The 15,133-nt window shown below is 67.6% G+C and carries 15 protein-coding genes; 5 read left to right on the forward strand and 10 right to left on the reverse strand.

Annotated elements, in window-relative coordinates:
- Positions 1-160: 160 nt before the first annotated feature.
- The 5 genes from ACK4MH_RS00555 to cysG are packed head-to-tail and all read right to left on the reverse strand — an operon-like array spanning position 161 to position 5,585.
- Positions 161-1,159: a cysteine synthase A gene (locus ACK4MH_RS00555; protein WP_409713219.1), complete on the reverse strand. Its 999-nt coding sequence runs from the start codon at positions 1,157-1,159 to the stop codon at positions 161-163.
- Between the two features lie 35 nt (positions 1,160-1,194).
- Positions 1,195-2,274, reverse strand: a complete 1,080-nt coding sequence (locus ACK4MH_RS00560; RefSeq protein ID WP_409713222.1) for a phosphoadenylyl-sulfate reductase — start codon at positions 2,272-2,274, stop codon at positions 1,195-1,197.
- Positions 2,258-3,928 carry a nitrite/sulfite reductase gene (locus ACK4MH_RS00565; protein ID WP_409713225.1) on the reverse strand — a complete coding sequence of 557 codons (1,671 nt, stop codon included), beginning with the start codon at positions 3,926-3,928 and terminating at the stop codon, positions 2,258-2,260. Before ACK4MH_RS00565 ends, ACK4MH_RS00560 begins: the two co-directional genes overlap by 17 nt.
- Positions 3,928-4,203 carry a DUF2849 domain-containing protein gene (locus ACK4MH_RS00570; protein ID WP_409713228.1) on the reverse strand — a complete coding sequence of 92 codons (276 nt, stop codon included), beginning with the start codon at positions 4,201-4,203 and terminating at the stop codon, positions 3,928-3,930. The genes ACK4MH_RS00565 and ACK4MH_RS00570 overlap by 1 nt, the downstream gene beginning before the upstream one ends.
- Positions 4,200-5,585 (reverse strand): siroheme synthase CysG, encoded by a 1,386-nt coding sequence (gene cysG / locus ACK4MH_RS00575; RefSeq protein WP_409713231.1) that lies wholly within the window; start codon positions 5,583-5,585, stop codon positions 4,200-4,202. The genes ACK4MH_RS00570 and cysG overlap by 4 nt, the downstream gene beginning before the upstream one ends.
- Before the next feature lie 123 nt (positions 5,586-5,708).
- Here cysG and gcvA point away from each other — a divergent pair, with 123 nt between their 5' ends.
- Complete coding sequence (gcvA, locus tag ACK4MH_RS00580) at positions 5,709-6,638, forward strand: transcriptional regulator GcvA (RefSeq protein WP_409713234.1); 930 nt, start codon at positions 5,709-5,711, stop codon at positions 6,636-6,638.
- A gap of 32 nt (positions 6,639-6,670) precedes the next feature.
- The gene (locus ACK4MH_RS00585) at positions 6,671-7,402 is read left to right on the forward strand and encodes an NYN domain-containing protein (protein ID WP_409713237.1); all 732 of its coding nucleotides are present in this window, start codon (positions 6,671-6,673) and stop codon (positions 7,400-7,402) included.
- A 6-nt stretch (positions 7,403-7,408) separates the two neighbouring features.
- Here ACK4MH_RS00585 and dxs read toward each other — a convergent pair whose 3' ends face one another.
- From dxs to ACK4MH_RS00610, 5 genes are all read right to left on the reverse strand, one after another.
- On the reverse strand, positions 7,409-9,322 hold the full coding sequence (dxs, locus tag ACK4MH_RS00590; RefSeq protein WP_409713989.1) for a 1-deoxy-D-xylulose-5-phosphate synthase: 1,914 nt from the start codon (positions 9,320-9,322) through the stop codon (positions 7,409-7,411).
- Positions 9,323-9,379: 57 nt separating this feature from the next.
- A complete protein-coding gene (locus ACK4MH_RS00595; RefSeq protein ID WP_135195623.1) occupies positions 9,380-10,255 on the reverse strand; it encodes a polyprenyl synthetase family protein in 876 nt (291 codons plus the stop codon).
- A 79-nt stretch (positions 10,256-10,334) separates the two neighbouring features.
- Positions 10,335-10,586, reverse strand: a complete 252-nt coding sequence (locus ACK4MH_RS00600) for an exodeoxyribonuclease VII small subunit (protein WP_008260204.1) — start codon at positions 10,584-10,586, stop codon at positions 10,335-10,337.
- Between the two features lie 48 nt (positions 10,587-10,634).
- On the reverse strand, positions 10,635-11,297 hold the full coding sequence (locus ACK4MH_RS00605) for a histidine phosphatase family protein (protein WP_409713241.1): 663 nt from the start codon (positions 11,295-11,297) through the stop codon (positions 10,635-10,637).
- 41 nt (positions 11,298-11,338) lie between these two features.
- Positions 11,339-12,262, reverse strand: coding sequence for a histone deacetylase family protein (locus ACK4MH_RS00610; RefSeq protein ID WP_409713244.1), 924 nt, complete (start codon positions 12,260-12,262; stop codon positions 11,339-11,341).
- An 89-nt stretch (positions 12,263-12,351) separates the two neighbouring features.
- Here ACK4MH_RS00610 and ACK4MH_RS00615 point away from each other — a divergent pair, with 89 nt between their 5' ends.
- From ACK4MH_RS00615 to ACK4MH_RS00625, 3 genes are read left to right on the forward strand one after another with little or no spacing between them, the layout of a single operon-like run.
- Positions 12,352-13,356 carry a zinc-binding alcohol dehydrogenase family protein gene (locus ACK4MH_RS00615; RefSeq protein WP_409713247.1) on the forward strand — a complete coding sequence of 335 codons (1,005 nt, stop codon included), beginning with the start codon at positions 12,352-12,354 and terminating at the stop codon, positions 13,354-13,356.
- Positions 13,357-13,378: 22 nt separating this feature from the next.
- Positions 13,379-13,906 carry an N-acetyltransferase family protein gene (locus ACK4MH_RS00620; protein WP_409713250.1) on the forward strand — a complete coding sequence of 176 codons (528 nt, stop codon included), beginning with the start codon at positions 13,379-13,381 and terminating at the stop codon, positions 13,904-13,906.
- Between the two features lie 20 nt (positions 13,907-13,926).
- Positions 13,927-15,105, forward strand: a complete 1,179-nt coding sequence (locus ACK4MH_RS00625) for a vWA domain-containing protein (protein ID WP_409713253.1) — start codon at positions 13,927-13,929, stop codon at positions 15,103-15,105.
- Positions 15,106-15,133 lie beyond the last annotated feature (28 nt).

Below are 15,133 nucleotides of genomic sequence, written 5' to 3' on the forward strand. Positions count from 1 at the left end.
CGAGCCTTCTCCCGTTGGGAGAAGGTGGCCCGAAGGGCCGGATGAGGGTCCGCCGGTGGGCCAGTTCGCAACACCGCGACCCTCACCCTTTCGCGCGAAGACTGATCGCTTCGCTCTCAGGCGCTTAAGTCCTCTCCCAACGGGAGAGGGGTATTTGCATTCACGCCCACCCTGGAACGGGCAGTCCCTTCGACGTCAGGAATTCCGGATTGAACAGCTTTGACGCATAGCGTGAGCCCGGATCGCAGAGGCAGGTCACGATGGTCTTGCCCGGCCCGATCTCGCGCGCCAGCCGCACGGCGCCGGCGACATTGACCCCGGCCGATCCACCCAGCGACAGACCTTCGTGCTTCACCAAGTCGAACAAGATCGGCAGGAACTCGGCGTCCTCGATCCGATAGGCATGGTCCGGTTTGAACCCCTCCAGATTGCCGGTGATCCGCGCCACCCCGATCCCCTCGGTGATCGACGAGCCCTCGCCCGTCATCTCGCCCAAGGTGTACCAGTTGAACAGGGCCGCGCCGGCCGGGTCGGCCAGGGCGATCTTCACCTCCGGCTTGCGCTCACGCAGATAGGCGGCGACGCCGGAGATGGTGCCGCCAGATCCAACGGCCGAGACGAAGGCGTCCACCGCGCCGCCCGTCTGTTCCCAGATTTCCGGACCGGTCGTCGTGTAGTGGGCGTCGCGGTTGGCGGTGTTGTCGAACTGGTTGGCCCAGATGGCGCCCGCCTCTTCACTGTCGTTCAGTTCGGCCGCCAGACGCCCCGAATAGTGGACGAAATGGTTGGGGCTGGAGAAGGGGGCGGCGTCCACCTCGACCAGGCGCGCGCCCAGCGAGCGGATAGCCGACTTCTTCTCTTCCGACTGGGTGCGGGGGATGACGATGACCACCGGGTGGCCAAGAGCCGCCCCGACCAGGGCCAGTCCGATGCCGGTATTCCCGGCCGTGCCTTCGACGATGGTCCCGCCCGGCTTCAGCGCGCCGGACGCCCGCGCGCCCTGGACGATCGACAGGGCGGCGCGGTCCTTGATCGAGCCGCCGGGGTTCATGAACTCGGCCTTGCCCAGGATTTCGCAGCCCGTCTCGTCGGACAGGCGGTTCAGGCGGACCAGCGGCGTATGGCCGATCAGGTCGATGACGGACGGTGTGACGAACACGTTTCAGCTTTCAGGCGAGGTCGAACGGGAGGGGATCAGGCCGCGACCTGACGCTTGCCTAGGTGGATGCCGCACTCGACCTTGTCCATCCCCGACCAGCGTCCGGCGCGCGCATCTTCGCCGTCATCGACGGCACGCGTGCAGGGCCAGCAGCCGATGGAGCGATAGCCCTGCTCGACCAACGGGTGACGCGGCAGGTTATGCGCCTCCAGCCAGGCCTCGACGTCCTCGGCGTCCCAGTCCGCCAGCGGATTGATCCGGAGCACCCCGTCCAGCACCTCGAACGGCTTCAGCTCGGCGCGCGTCGCGGCCTGATAGCGTTTGCGCCCGGTGATGACGGCGTTGAACCCGACCGTCGCCCGCGCCAACGGCCGCACCTTTCTCAGGTCGCAGCAGGCGTCGGCGTCGGTCCGCCACAGGTCGTCGCGGGCATCCAGCCTGGCCTTCTCGTCCGCATCCGGCGTCACCAGCCGCACGTCGGTCAGACCCAGGGCCGTGGTCAGCTGGGTGCGATAGGACAGGGTCTGGAGGAAATGCTGGCCCGTCTCCAGAAAGACCACCGGCACGTCCCGGTCCGTTTCGGCGACGATGTGCAGCAGGGCCGCCGATTCCGCCCCGAATGAGGATATGGCCCCGACGCGCAGGCCCAGGGCTGGGTCCAGCGCCGCCTTCAGGATCTCTGACGCGTCCTTGCCTGCCGTCTCGCGGTTAAGCCGATCGGCCAGCGCCTCCAGATCGCGGTCGTTGGACGCCGCACGCCGCCGCTGCCAGATGGTCGGCGCGGGATCGACGGCGGGTTGATAGGATGCGCGGAATGCCTGATCCATCCGGTCCCAGGCCGAGACGTCGGCGCCCGGCGCCAGTTCGACCGCATCGAAGCCCGAACGCCGCAGATGCCGCGCCTGATCCGGCAGCACCTTGCCCGCCGCGATCAGACGTCCGCCATAGCCCCGCTCGCGCAGCACCGCCGCCAGCGAGAAGCCGCGCCCGTCGCGAAAGGCGTCGAACTCCAGCACCAGAATATCGGTCGCGGCGGCGGCGGCCTCGACCTCGTCCAGCGGCGTCGTGACCGACAGCCGCGGTCCGTTCTGGACCCCCTCAAGCGTTTGCAGCATCGAGCGTCTCATAGATGGCGTCGCGGAAGGGATCGGGACCGACACGGCGCACTGTGTCGATGAACCGCTCGCCCTCGGCGCGGATTTCAAGATAGCGGTCCAGCGTCCGCTGGATCGCAGGCGCGACCTCGTCCGCCGGCAGGCTCTTGCCCACGATGTCGCCCAAAGCCGCCTGTTCGTCGGGCGAACCGCCGACGGTGATCTGGTAATATTCCTCGCCCTTGCGATCGACGCCCAACACGCCGATGTGGCCGACGTGGTGGTGGCCGCAGGCGTTGATACAACCGCTCATATTGATCCGGACCGGCCCCAGCCTCTCTTGATAGTCCATGTCGGCCAGCCGCTTCGACAGGGCCTGGGCGACCGGAATCGACCGGGCGTTGGCCAGACTGCAGTAATCCAGTCCCGGACAGGCGATGACATCCGTCGCCAAGTCGGCGTTGGCGGTCGCCAGCCCAGCCTCGCGCAGCGCCCGCCACAGCACCGGCACGTCGTCCAGCTTCACATGCGGCAGGACCAGGTTCTGTTCATAGGCGGCGCGCAGTTCGTCGAAGCCGTAGCGTTCGGCCAGGTCCGCCACCGCGTCCATCTGATCCGCCGTGATGTCGCCCGGCACGCCCCCGACGGGCTTCAGCGACACCACCACCGAGGCATAGCCCGCCTGGCGGTGACGCCGCACATTATTCCTCTCAAACCGAGCGAAGTCCGGGTCGGCCAGCAGAGCGCGGTCGAACGGGGCGCTGGCCTTTGGCAGGTCCTCGAACGGCGGCGGGGCGAAATAGGCCTTGATCCGCTCGGCCTCTTCCTCGGGGATCCGTAGATCTTCGTGGCGCAGGGTGGCGTAGTGTTTGTCCACCTCTTCGCGGAAGGCCTCCAGCCCCACCGAGGCGACCAGGATCTTGATCCGCGCCTTATGGATATTGTCGCGCCGTCCCAGCAGGTTCCACGCCCGCAGGATGGCGGTCAGATAGGCCAGCAGGTCCGACGCCGGCACGGCCGAAGCGATTTCCTGGCCGATATGGGGCAGACGCCCCTGCCCGCCGCCGACGAAGACGCGGAAGGCCGTCCCGCCATCCTCGCCCTTCACAATCTGTAGGCCCACATCATGGGTGCGGATGGCCGCCCGGTCCTTCTCGGCCCCGATCACCGCGATCTTGAACTTGCGCGGCAGGAAGCTGAACTCCGGGTGGATCGTCGACCACTGGCGGATGATCTCGCACCAGGGGCGCGGATCCTCGATCTCGTCATCTGCGGCGCCGGCGAAGACGTCGGTCGTGGTGTTGCGGATGCAGTTGCCCGAGGTCTGGATGGCGTGCATCTCGACATCGGCCAGGTCGCTCAGGATCGCCGGCAGGTCGGTCAGGGCCGGCCAGTTGTACTGGATGTTCGTCCGCGTGGTGAAATGGCCGTAGCCCTTGTCATAGGTGCGGGCGATATGGGCCAGTTGCCGCATCTGCCGACTGTTGAACGTCCCATAAGGAATGGCGACCCTCAGCATATAGGCGTGCAGTTGCAGATAGACCCCGTTCATCAGCCGCAACGGCTTGAACTCGTCCTCGGTCAGGGCGCCGGACGCGCGGCGCGCCACCTGGTCGGAAAACTCCTCGACCCGTTCACGCACCAGGGCGTGGTCGAACTCGTCATAGCGATACATCAGGCGGGCTCCCGCACCAGGCTGTTGCCCACGGTCGGTCCAGTCGCCCGGATAAGCTCCTTCAGCCGGTCCCGGCCCGAAGGCGTATGGTCCTCAACCTCGAACAGATAGGGGTTCACGAAGATGTCGGGTCGCGCGGCGACCTCGGCCAGCACGCTCTCCGCCGTCGCCTCGTCCAGCACGGCGGCCTGCTCCAGCCGATCCACCGGCTGATTGTCAGGGCCAGCATAGATGACCCGGCCGTCCGACAGGCGGTTCGCCGTCACGATCTTCACGCCGCCACCTCGTCCCGCTGGTCGATCTGGGCCGCCGAGAAGGCGGCCGTCTCGCCGACGAACAACAGCGCCGGCCCGCTCAGGGCAGCGCCGCGCACCAGGGCGCCCAGCCCGTCCAGACGGCCGGTCAGAACCCGTTCGTCCGGCCGGCTGCCGTTCTCGACCACCGCCACAGGGGTCGATGGGGACCGCCCGGCGGCCATCAGACGGGCGGCCGTCTCTTCGGCCCGGTCCGTGCCCATATAGATGGCCAGCGTATGGTTCGGGCCCGCCAGTCGCGACCAGTCAGCGTCGATCCCGCCGGGCTTGGCCTGGGCCGTCACGAAGGTCACCGCCTGGGCGTGGTCGCGGTGGGTCAGGGGAATGCCCGCCGAGGCCGCGCAGGCCAGAGCCGCTGTCACGCCCGGCACCACAAAGACCGACACGCCCGCCGCCCGCATTGCCTCCAGCTCCTCGCCGCCGCGCCCGAAGACGAACGGATCCCCGCCCTTCAGCCGCACGACCCGGTGGCCGGCGCGAGCCTCCTCGATCATCAGGGCCTCGATCTGATCCTGAGGCACCGAGTGTTCGCCGCGCGCCTTGCCGACATACAGGCGTTTGGCGTCACGCCGCGCCCGCTCCAGCACGGCGTCCGGCACCAGACGGTCATGAATGATGACGTCGGCGTCCTGAAGCACCCGCAGCGCCTTCAACGTCAGCAGCTCGGGATCGCCCGGCCCCGCCCCGACGATATGGACCACACCCTGTTCCGGCGCGGCCGAATTCAGCAGCCGCAGCATCTCGCGCCGCGCCTCGGCCGTGCGGCCCGCCGCCGCCAGATCGGCCGCCGGCCCCCGGAAGGCCTTTTCCCAGAACCGACGCCGCGCCATGAAGTCGGGCACATTGGCCTTGACCGTGTCGCGCAGCTCTCGCGCCAGCCGGGCCACGTTGGCAAGGCCGGCCGGCAGCACGCCCTCGACCGCCGTACGGATGTCGCGCGCCAGGATGGGCGCCGATCCGCCGGTCGCAATGCCAATCACCACCTCGTCCCGATCAATCAGGGCCGGGGTCTGGAAGTCGCTCAGATGGGGCTTGTCCACCACATTGACCTGGGCACCCGCCGCCCGCGCCAGGGCGCCCAGGCGCGTCAGCTCGTCTGCGTCGTCCAACGCCATGAACACCAGCCGCGCACCCGCCAGATCCTCCGCCTCGGGGGTGCGCAGCACCGGCGCCGGCGCGGTCAGCGGCGTCTCCATCCGGGGCGGCGCCCCGTCCGGCGCGAACCACAGCAGTTGCGCCGGCGTGTTCAGAAACAGTCGCAGCTTGGCCAGGGCGGGTTCGCCCCCGCCGATGATCACGATCTTGGCGGCCTCCAACGGAATGGAGGCGAGAAATACACGCATCGTCTTGCTTTCAGGGCCGTCGGCAGGGAAGAAGGGGCGGCGGCAGGACGCGAACCATCGGCTTCCCCGTCCAGACCCGCAAACCAGATTGCCTTTGTCTCGCTGATAGGATTTCTAACGGCGATGGCCCGTTCCCTGCTCCCGCTCAACGCCCTCCGCGCCTTCGAGGCCGCCGCGCGTCACCTGAACTTCTCGCGCGCCGCCGACGAACTGTCGGTCACGCCCGGCGCCGTCAGCCAGCAGATCCGCCTGCTGGAAGACATCGTCGGCGGGCCGTTGTTCGTGCGCGAGGCGCGGGGCCTTCAGTTGACGGACCTGGGCCGATCTTCCGTGCCCCTGTTGCGTGAAGGGTTCGAACGGCTGATGGACGCCTCGGCCCTGCTGCGCGAACCGCCGCGCCGTAAACAGGTATCGATCAGCGTGGCCCCCGGCTTCGCCTCCAAATGGTTGATGCCGCGTATGGACGACTTCCACACCGCCCATCCCGAGATCGAGCTGTGGATTTCGGCCGACATGGAGCCGGCGGACCTGACCGAGGGCAAGGTAGACTTGGCCGTCCGCTATGGCCCCGGCGACTATCCGGGCCTGACGGTGGACCGGCTGATGACGGAAACGGTGCTGCCCGTCTGCGCCCCGTCGCTGATGGACGGCGACAAGCCGATCCGAAAGCCGGGCGACCTGATCGGCCATACCCTGCTGCACGACATGTCCAACGACGGCGATCCCAGCCGACCGGACTGGGCCATGTGGTTGAAGGCGCGCGGCATTCGCCATCCCGATCCGCGTCGAGGCTCGCGCTTCAACCAGTCTGGCCTGCTGATCGAGGCGGCCATATCGGGACGCGGCGTGGCGCTGGCCAAACGCACTCTGGCCCAGGCGGACCTGGCGTCTGGGCGGCTGGTGGCGCCCTTCCCCGACGGGTCAGAAGCGGTCGGATTCGCCTATTACGTCGTCCAGCCCCGCGACCGTCCGCCGTCGCCCAGCGCGACCGCCTTCGTCGGCTGGCTGAAGAAACAGGCCGTGGATCACGACAATACGATGGGGCAGCTGTAGGCTCAGCCCTCATATTGAAAAGGACATCCGCTATGGCTGACGAAAAGGCCCCTCGCCTCGCCGTCCTGATCGACGCGGAGAACGCCTCCGCCCGCATCGCCGAGGCGCTGTTCAACGAGATCGCCACCCTGGGCGAGGCCTCGGCGCGGCGCATCTACGGCGACTTCGCCAGCCCGCAAATCGCCGGCTGGACGCGGGTCCTGGCCCGTTTCGCCATCCAGCCCCAGCAGAATTTCGCCAACACCAAGGGCAAGAACTCGGGCGACATCGCCTTGGTCATCGACGCGATGGACCTGCTGCATTCGGGGCGGTTCGACGGCTTCTGCCTGGTGTCGTCCGACGCCGATTTCACCCGGCTGGCCGCGCGCATCCGTGAGGAAGGCGTCGATGTCTATGGGTTCGGTGAGCAGAAGACGCCCGAAAGCTTCCGCCAGGCCTGCACCCGATTCATCTATACCGAGAACCTGATCGCCCCGATTCCAGCCGAGGCAGGCGCAAAGTCCCCGGTCGCGGAAAGCCGCGCGGCCAAGCGCAAGCCGTCGGAGGCGGCGCGACTGATCGCGGCCATCATCGCCGACATGGACGAGGACGGCGACGGCTGGGTGGCGGTGGGCGGCATCGGCAATCGGCTGCGCAACGCCCATCCCGACTTCGATCAGCGCACCTATGGCTACGCCAAACTGTCGGACCTGATCCGCGCGACCGGCCGGTTCGAGGTCGAGACCGGCGAACGCGGCGCGATGCGGATTCGCGACCGCGCCTGACGCCCTTTAGGCGCGGACGGCCTGACTGGCGGACACGCCCAGGGCCTGAAGCGCGGCGGCGGCGATGTGTTCGGCGTTCAGACCGGCCTGGGCGTACATGGCCATCGGCGCATCCTGATCCTGGAACACGTCGGGCAGGTTCAGGGTGCGAATCTTTAGCCCGCCGTCCAACGCGCCCTTTTCGGCCAGCAGTTGCAGCACGAAGGCGCCGAAGCCGCCCATGGCGCCCTCTTCGACCGTGATCAGGGCCTCGTGCTCGCGCGCCAGGCGCAGGATCATGTCGGCGTCCAGCGGCTTGGCGAAACGGGCGTCCGCCACCGTCGCCGACACGCCCTTGGCCGCCAGCATGTCCGCCGCCTTCAGCGATTCCTGCAGTCGGGTGCCCAAGGACAGGATGGCGACCGACGTGCCCTCGCGCACGATGCGACCCTTGCCGATCTCCAGCGGGGCGGCAAGCTCGGGGATCTCAACGCCCACGCCGTCGCCGCGCGGATAGCGGAAGGCGCTGGGTCGGTCGTCGATGGCCAGGCTGGTAGAGATCATCGCCGCCAGCTCCGCCTCGTCGGCGGCGGCCATCAGCACCATGCCGGGCAGCGCGCCCATGAAGCCGATATCGAACGATCCGGCGTGGGTCGCCCCGTCTGAGCCAACAAGACCCGCGCGGTCCATGGCGAACCGCACCGGCAGCGACTGGATCGCCACATCGTGCACCACCTGGTCGTAACCCCGTTGCAGGAAGGTCGAATAGATGGCGCAGACCGGCTTCATCCCGTCCGCCGCCAGCCCGGCCGCGAACGTCACCGCATGCTGCTCGGCGATGCCGACGTCATAGGCGCGCTCCGGGAAGGCCTGACCGAACAGGTCCAGCCCGGTGCCGGAAGGCATGGCCGCCGTGATCGCCACGATCGACGGATCGATCCTGGCGTGTTTGATCAGCTCGGTCCCGAACACCTTGGTGTAGCTGGGCGTGTTGGAGATGGCCTTGGCCTGTTTGCCCGACACCACGTCGAACTTGACCACGGCATGCAGCTTGTCGGCGCTGCTCTCGGCGTGGGTGTAGCCCTTGCCCTTCTGCGTGACGACATGGACCAGCACCGGCCGGTCCTCGATGGCCGCCGCCTTCTTCAGGATCGGCACCAGATTGTCCATGTCGTGGCCGTCGATGGGGCCGACGTAATAAAAGCCCAGCTCTTCGAAGAAGGTGCCGCCGGTGACCATGCCGCGTGCATATTCCTCGGCCTTCTTGGCCGCCTTGCGGAAGGGGCGCGGCAGGTGCTGGGCGACGGATTTGCCCAGCCGCCGGACGTTCTGATACGCCCCGCCCGACACCAGGCCGGCCAGATAGGCGCTCATCCCGCCCACCGGGGGCGCGATGGACATGTCGTTGTCGTTCAGGATGACCATCAACTGGCCGCTGGTCGCCTCGGCGGCGTTGTTCATCGCCTCATAGGCCATGCCGGCGGACATGGAGCCGTCGCCGATCACGGCCACGACGCGGTTTTTCTCGCCCTTCTGATCGCGCGCAGCGGCGAAGCCCAAGGCGGCGCTGATCGAGGTCGAGGCGTGGGCGGCGCCGAACGGATCGTATTCGCTCTCGCTGCGCTTGGTGAAGCCCGACAGGCCCCCGCCCTGGCGCAGGGTGCGGATGCGGTCGCGCCGGCCGGTCAGAATCTTGTGCGGATAGCACTGATGCCCGACGTCCCAGATCAGAATGTCCTTGGGCGTCTCGAACACGTGGTGGAGCGCGGTGGTCAGCTCGACCACGCCCAGACCCGCGCCCAGATGGCCGCCGGTGACCGACACTGCATCGATCGTCTCGGCCCGCACCTCCTGCGCCAGCTGTTTCAGCTGGGCGATATCGAAGGCCCGGGTGTCGGCCGGGAATTTGACGGTGTCGAGAAGCGGGGTGTCGGGCATCAGCCGTAAAACCTTGGAAAGTCTGATTGATCAACCCGCAGGTCGCGTCAACGTTTCGTATCAGGACCGGCGCTTTAGCACAAAGTCCACGCTGGCTCTGAGGATTTCGGCGTCTTCGCCGAAGGGCTCCAAGTGCGACCGGGCTTGGTTTGCGAGATGCGCGACCCTGTGTCGCGCCGCTTCCAGACCCAGAAGGGTGACGAAATTGGTCTTGCCCAGGGCCGCGTCCTTGCCGCCCGCCGCCTTGCCCATCTCCTCGGCCGACCCTTCGGCGTCCAGCAGGTCGTCGACGATCTGATAGGCCAGTCCGACATCGTGGGCGAAGCTGATCAAGGCATGCTGCTGCGACATCGAGGCGTCGGCGATGATCAGCGGGATTTCGAACGCATAGGCGAACAGGGCGCCGGTCTTCAGCCGCTGCATCCGCGCGACGCCGCCCAGGTCGTCACGCACGCCCAGCAGATCGATCATCTGACCGCCCGCCATGCCGCGCGCCCCGGACGCCAGCGACAGCCGCGCCGCCAGTTCGCACCGCACGGCCGCATCGTCGTGGGTGTCTTCGTGCAGGATGATGTCGAAGGCGGCGGTCTGAAGCGCGTCTCCGGCCAGAACCGCCGTCGCCTCGTCATAGGCGCGGTGAACCGTGGGGCGGCCCCGGCGCATGTCGTCGTCGTCCATGCACGGCAGGTCGTCGTGAACCAGGCTGTAGGCGTGGACGCATTCCAGGGCGCAGGCGGCGCGCAGCACCGACCGCTCGTCGATGTCGAACAGGCGCGCGGCCTCCAGCGCAAAGAACGGCCGCAGCCGTTTGCCGGGGCCCAGCGCCGCATAGCGCATCGCCTCGGTCAGCCGCGATTCGGGGCCTTCAGCGCGCGGCAGCAGTTCATCCAGCGCGACCGTGACCAGATCGGCGACCTCGGCCACGCGATCGATCACCGCCTGTTCCGGCGAGTTGGCGGCGATGACGCGGTTCAAGACCGGCCGCCCATTGCCGACCTGACGCGGAACAGATTGATCATTCGAACGACGCCGCCTCGACGCCCTTGGCCTGGCCGTCCGGGCCGACGACGATCTTCTCGACGCGCAGCTGGGCCGCCTTCAGGCGCGCCTCGCAGTGGGCCTTCAGCTTGGCGCCCTCTTCATACAGGGCGATGGATTCTTCCAGCGGCGCCTGGCCGGACTCCAGGCGGGACACGATGGTCTCCAGGCGCTGCAGGGCGTCTTCGAAGCTGAGATCGGCGGGGATGGCGGCGGCGGTGTCGGTCATGGCGCGGACCCTAATGGGGCGCAACCGCCGCATCAACGTCAGAAGCGGCTATCGTTTCTCGTAGCGCCGCTGGGACCAGTATTTGAAGCCCTGGTTGTGGACCAGTTTCCAGCCGTCGGCCTTCAGCGCGCGGCCGACCATATGGTTGAAATAGCCGTGGGCGAAGACCAGCACGTCCTGGCCGCTTTCGGCCCGCGCGATGAGCTTTTGCGCCGCCTGATCGGCGCGCGCCTCGGCCTGGGCGCGGGTTTCTTGGCCGTCGTGGTGGTCGAAGGCGTGCCACCAGAAGCGCGACACCACGCCCCACCATTTGGGCGACAGCTTGATCCATTCCGGAATCGGCGGCGGCGGCAGGGGCGCCTCGATGAACATCACGTCGGCCATCACCTCGCGCCCGGCCGCGGCGGCGGCGGCGGTTTCCTGGGCGCGCTGACGGGTGGAAGCATAGATGGCGCCGGCCCCTTGAGCCGTGGCCACCAGTTCGGCGGGCGGGGTCTGCCCCGCCAGCAGACCGCCGATCTCGTACTTCGCCCACCACTCGCCGTACTGACGCGCCGTGATCAGGCATTTGCGCGACAGGGCCGGCTCGCCGTGGCGCGTCAGGATGATGGCGCCGGGCCGCCGGGCTGCAAGCGCGCCGACGGATGGCGCGGCATCAGGCGGGGACACGGACGGTTCGGTCGAATCGAGGGACAGGGCGGGGGCTGACATGACAAACGGACGGGCCTTTGGTTTCAAGGCGTTAAGCGTCCTCAGTCCTCCCCGAGCGCGGCGACGTGGGCGACCGCAGAGCGGCCTAGTCCTTCAAGGTCGTAACCGCCCTCAAGCGCCGACACAACCTTGCCCGAACACGTCCGACGCGCGACCTCCAGAATCGCACGCGTCGCCCAGGCGAAATCCTCGGCTTCGAGCGATTGATGCGCCAGCGGATCGCGCCTGTGGGCGTCGAAGCCGGCCGAGATCAGGATCAGGTCGGGCCTGAACGATTCCAGCGCCGGCATCAGCCCGCCGGCGAAGGTCGCGCGCCAGTCTTCTCGCGCAGCATGGGGAACGACCGGGGCGTTGACGATGTTGCCGACCCCTGTTTCGGACGCCGCACCCGTGCCGGGATAGAGCGGCATCTGGTGGATGGAGGCCAGGAACAGACTGTCGTCGTCTTCGAACGCGGCCTGGGTGCCGTTGCCGTGGTGGACGTCGAAATCCACCACCGCCACCCGCGCCACCCCTTCGGATTGAGCCACGCGCGCCGCGACGGCGACGGAGGAGAACAGGCAGAACCCCATGGCCCGATCCGGCTCGGCATGGTGGCCCGGCGGGCGAACGGCGGCGAAGGCGCGGTTCATCTCACCCCGCGCCACAGCCCGCACCGCGTCGATCGCCGCTCCCGCCGCCAAACGAGCCGCTGGCACGCTTCCGGGCGAAAGCATGGTGTCGGCGTCAAGCTGGATCATCCCCTCGACCGGCGACGCGTCCAGCAGGCGCGCGACATAGGCGGCCGGATGCACCCGCTCCAGATCAACGACTTCGGCCAGGGTCGCCGCGCGCAGGTCGCCAGCGAGCCCGGCGTCGGCCAAGGCGTCCAGCACTGCCTTCAGACGCTCGGGACTTTCGGGATGTCCCGCACCGGGCGCGTGAGACAGCATCGACGGATGGGTGAAGATCGGCAGAGGGTTCATGGCGGGTTGGTCATTTCTCGGATGCGCCTTGCGGCCAGCCTATCGCAAGCCGATGTGCAAGGCGACGAAACAAGCCTGAGGAGATCGTCATGAAGGCAATCGGCACGACCGGCCCCCGCCCCGCGACCGACCCCGCCGCCTTGGTCGCCTTCGACGCGCCCGAACCGATCCTGCGCCCGCGCGACCTGCTGGTTCAGGTCAAGGCCGTCAGCCTGAACCCCGTGGACACCAAGGTGCGCGCCAGCCGCCAGCCCGAGGAAGACCAGACCAGCATCCTGGGTTATGACGCGGCCGGGGTGGTGATCGGCGTCGGCGAAGACGCCAGCCTGTTCAAGGTCGGCGACGAAGTCTTCTACGCCGGCCAGATCGACCGGTCGGGCTCCAACGCGGAGCGCCAAACCGTGGACGAGCGGATCGTCGGCCCCAAGCCCAGCTCCCTGACATTCGCAGAGGCCGCCGCCCTGCCCCTGACCGTCATCACGGCCTGGGAGCTTTTGTTCGACCGGTTGAAGGCCGGCAAGGACGAGGACGAGAGCTTGCTGATCGTCGGCGGCGCCGGCGGTGTCGGCTCGGCCCTGATCCAGATCGCCCGCGCCGTCACCAAGCTGCGTGTCGTCGCCACCGCCTCGCGTCCCGAAACCCGCCAATGGTGCCTGGACCTGGGCGCCCACGCGGTGATCAATCACTCCGGCCCCATCGACGAAGCCCTTGCGGCGGCCGGCGAGCGCGCGCCGAAGTATATCGCATCCCTGACCCACACCCAGGCCCATTTCGAAGCCTTGGCCCGCGCGGTGGCGGTGCAGGGCGTGATCGGCGCCATCGACGACTTCAAGGGGCTGCCGGTCGAACTGCTGAAACAGAAGGCGGCCGGCTTCGTCTGGGAGTTCATGTTCACCCGACCGGTGCAGCAGACCCCCGACATGATCGAACAGCACAGGTTGCTGACGGAGGTTTCGCGCCTGGTGGACGCCGGCGCCGTCCGCACCACCCTGACCGAAAACCTCGGCGCGCTGTCGGTCGAAAATCTGCTTGAGGGTCACCGCCGGCTGGAAAGCGGCGCAACCATAGGCAAGATCGCGCTGGACGGCTTTTGACCTCTGCCTCTATGGGCGGATGATGACCGAGATCGTGATCCGCCCTGCCCGCATGGAAGACGCCGCCGCCCTGGGCGCCCTGGGCCGCCAGACCTTCGTCGACACCTTCGTCGAGGGGTTCGGCATTCCCTATCCCGAGGCCGATCTGAAGGCCTTCCTCGACGCCAGTTTCGATCCCGAGCCGACAAGGAAAAAACTCGCCGAACCGGGCTGCGCCTGGTGGGTGGCCGAGCGGGATGACGAGCTGCTGGCCTTCGCCAACGCCGGTCCCAACGGCCTGCCCCATCCCGAGGCCCGACCGGAGCACATGGAGTTGCGCCGCCTTTATGTGTCCAAGGCCGCGCAGGGTCTGGGCCTGGGCACGCAACTGCTGACCCTGTCGCTGGACTGGATGGAGGCCCACACCCAAGGCCCGCTGTGGATCGGCGTCTGGAGCGGCAACGACAAGGCCCAGCGCCTCTACGCCGCCTACGGCTTCGAGAAGGCTGGGGAATATGACTACCCAGTCGGCGCCTGGCGTGATCGCGAGTTCATCTTGCGGCGCGGCTGATCCGGGTTCACATCCGTTCCATGCTCCTACCCTTCTTCACCGCCCTGCGCGACGCCAAGGTTCCGGTGTCGATGAAGGAATGGCTCCATTTGATGGAGGCCATGGATCGCGATCTGGCGGGACGCGAGGTCGAGACCTTCTATCACCTGTCGCGTGCGGTCCTGGTCAAGGACGAGAAACACTATGACCGGTTCGACCAGGTGTTCGGGACCGTGTTCAAGGGGGTCGAGTCGGTCGGCGCGGGCGAGGACCTGACGACAGAAATCCCTGAGGATTGGCTGCGGCTGCTGAACGAAAAATATCTGACCGATGAAGAGAAGGCCCAGATCGAGGCGCTCGGCGGGTTCGACAAGCTGATGGAGACGCTGAAACAGCGTCTGGACGAGCAGCACGAACGTCACTCCGGCGGCTCGAAATGGATCGGTACGGGCGGGACCAGCCCCTTTGGTCACGGCGGCTACAACCCCGAGGGCGTGCGCATCGGCGGGCCGGGCCAGCATGGCCGGGCGGTCAAGGTGTGGGAGAAGCGCGAGTTTCGAAACCTGGACGACACGGTCGAGCTGGGCACGCGCAACATCAAGGTGGCGCTGCGTCGTCTGCGCCGGTTCGCGCGCGAGGGGGCGGCGGAAGAACTGGACATCGACGGCACCATCGACGGCACGGCGCGCCAGGGCTGGCTGGACATTCGCATGCGGCCCGAGCGGCGCAACACGATCAAGGTCCTGCTGTTCCTCGACATCGGCGGGTCGATGGACGGGCACATCAAGCTGGTGGAGGAACTGTTCTCCGCCGCCAAGACCGAGTTTAAGAACCTGGAGTTCTTCTACTTCCACAACTGTCTTTACGAGGGCGTCTGGAAGGACAACCGGCGTCGGCACACCGAGCGGATCGCAACCTGGGACCTGCTGCACAAATACCCCGGCGACTGGCGCGCCATCTTCGTCGGCGACGCGACCATGTCGCCGTCCGAGATCACCATGCCTGGCGGCTCGGTCGAGCACTGGAACGAGGAGGCGGGCGCCGTCTGGATGAAGCGGGCGCGTCAGCAGTGGGAGAAGTCGATCTGGTTGAACCCGGTGCAGGAACGCTACTGGAGCTACACCGCCTCGGTCGGCCTGCTGCGCGAGGTGATGGAGGAGCGGATGTTCCCCCTGACGCTGGAAGGTCTCGACAAGGCAATGCGCGCCCTGACAAGGTAGGTTCGGGTCACGGGCGGGTTCCTGCCCA

The organism is Brevundimonas sp. (assembly GCF_046295075.1).
Lineage (GTDB): Bacteria > Pseudomonadota > Alphaproteobacteria > Caulobacterales > Caulobacteraceae > Brevundimonas.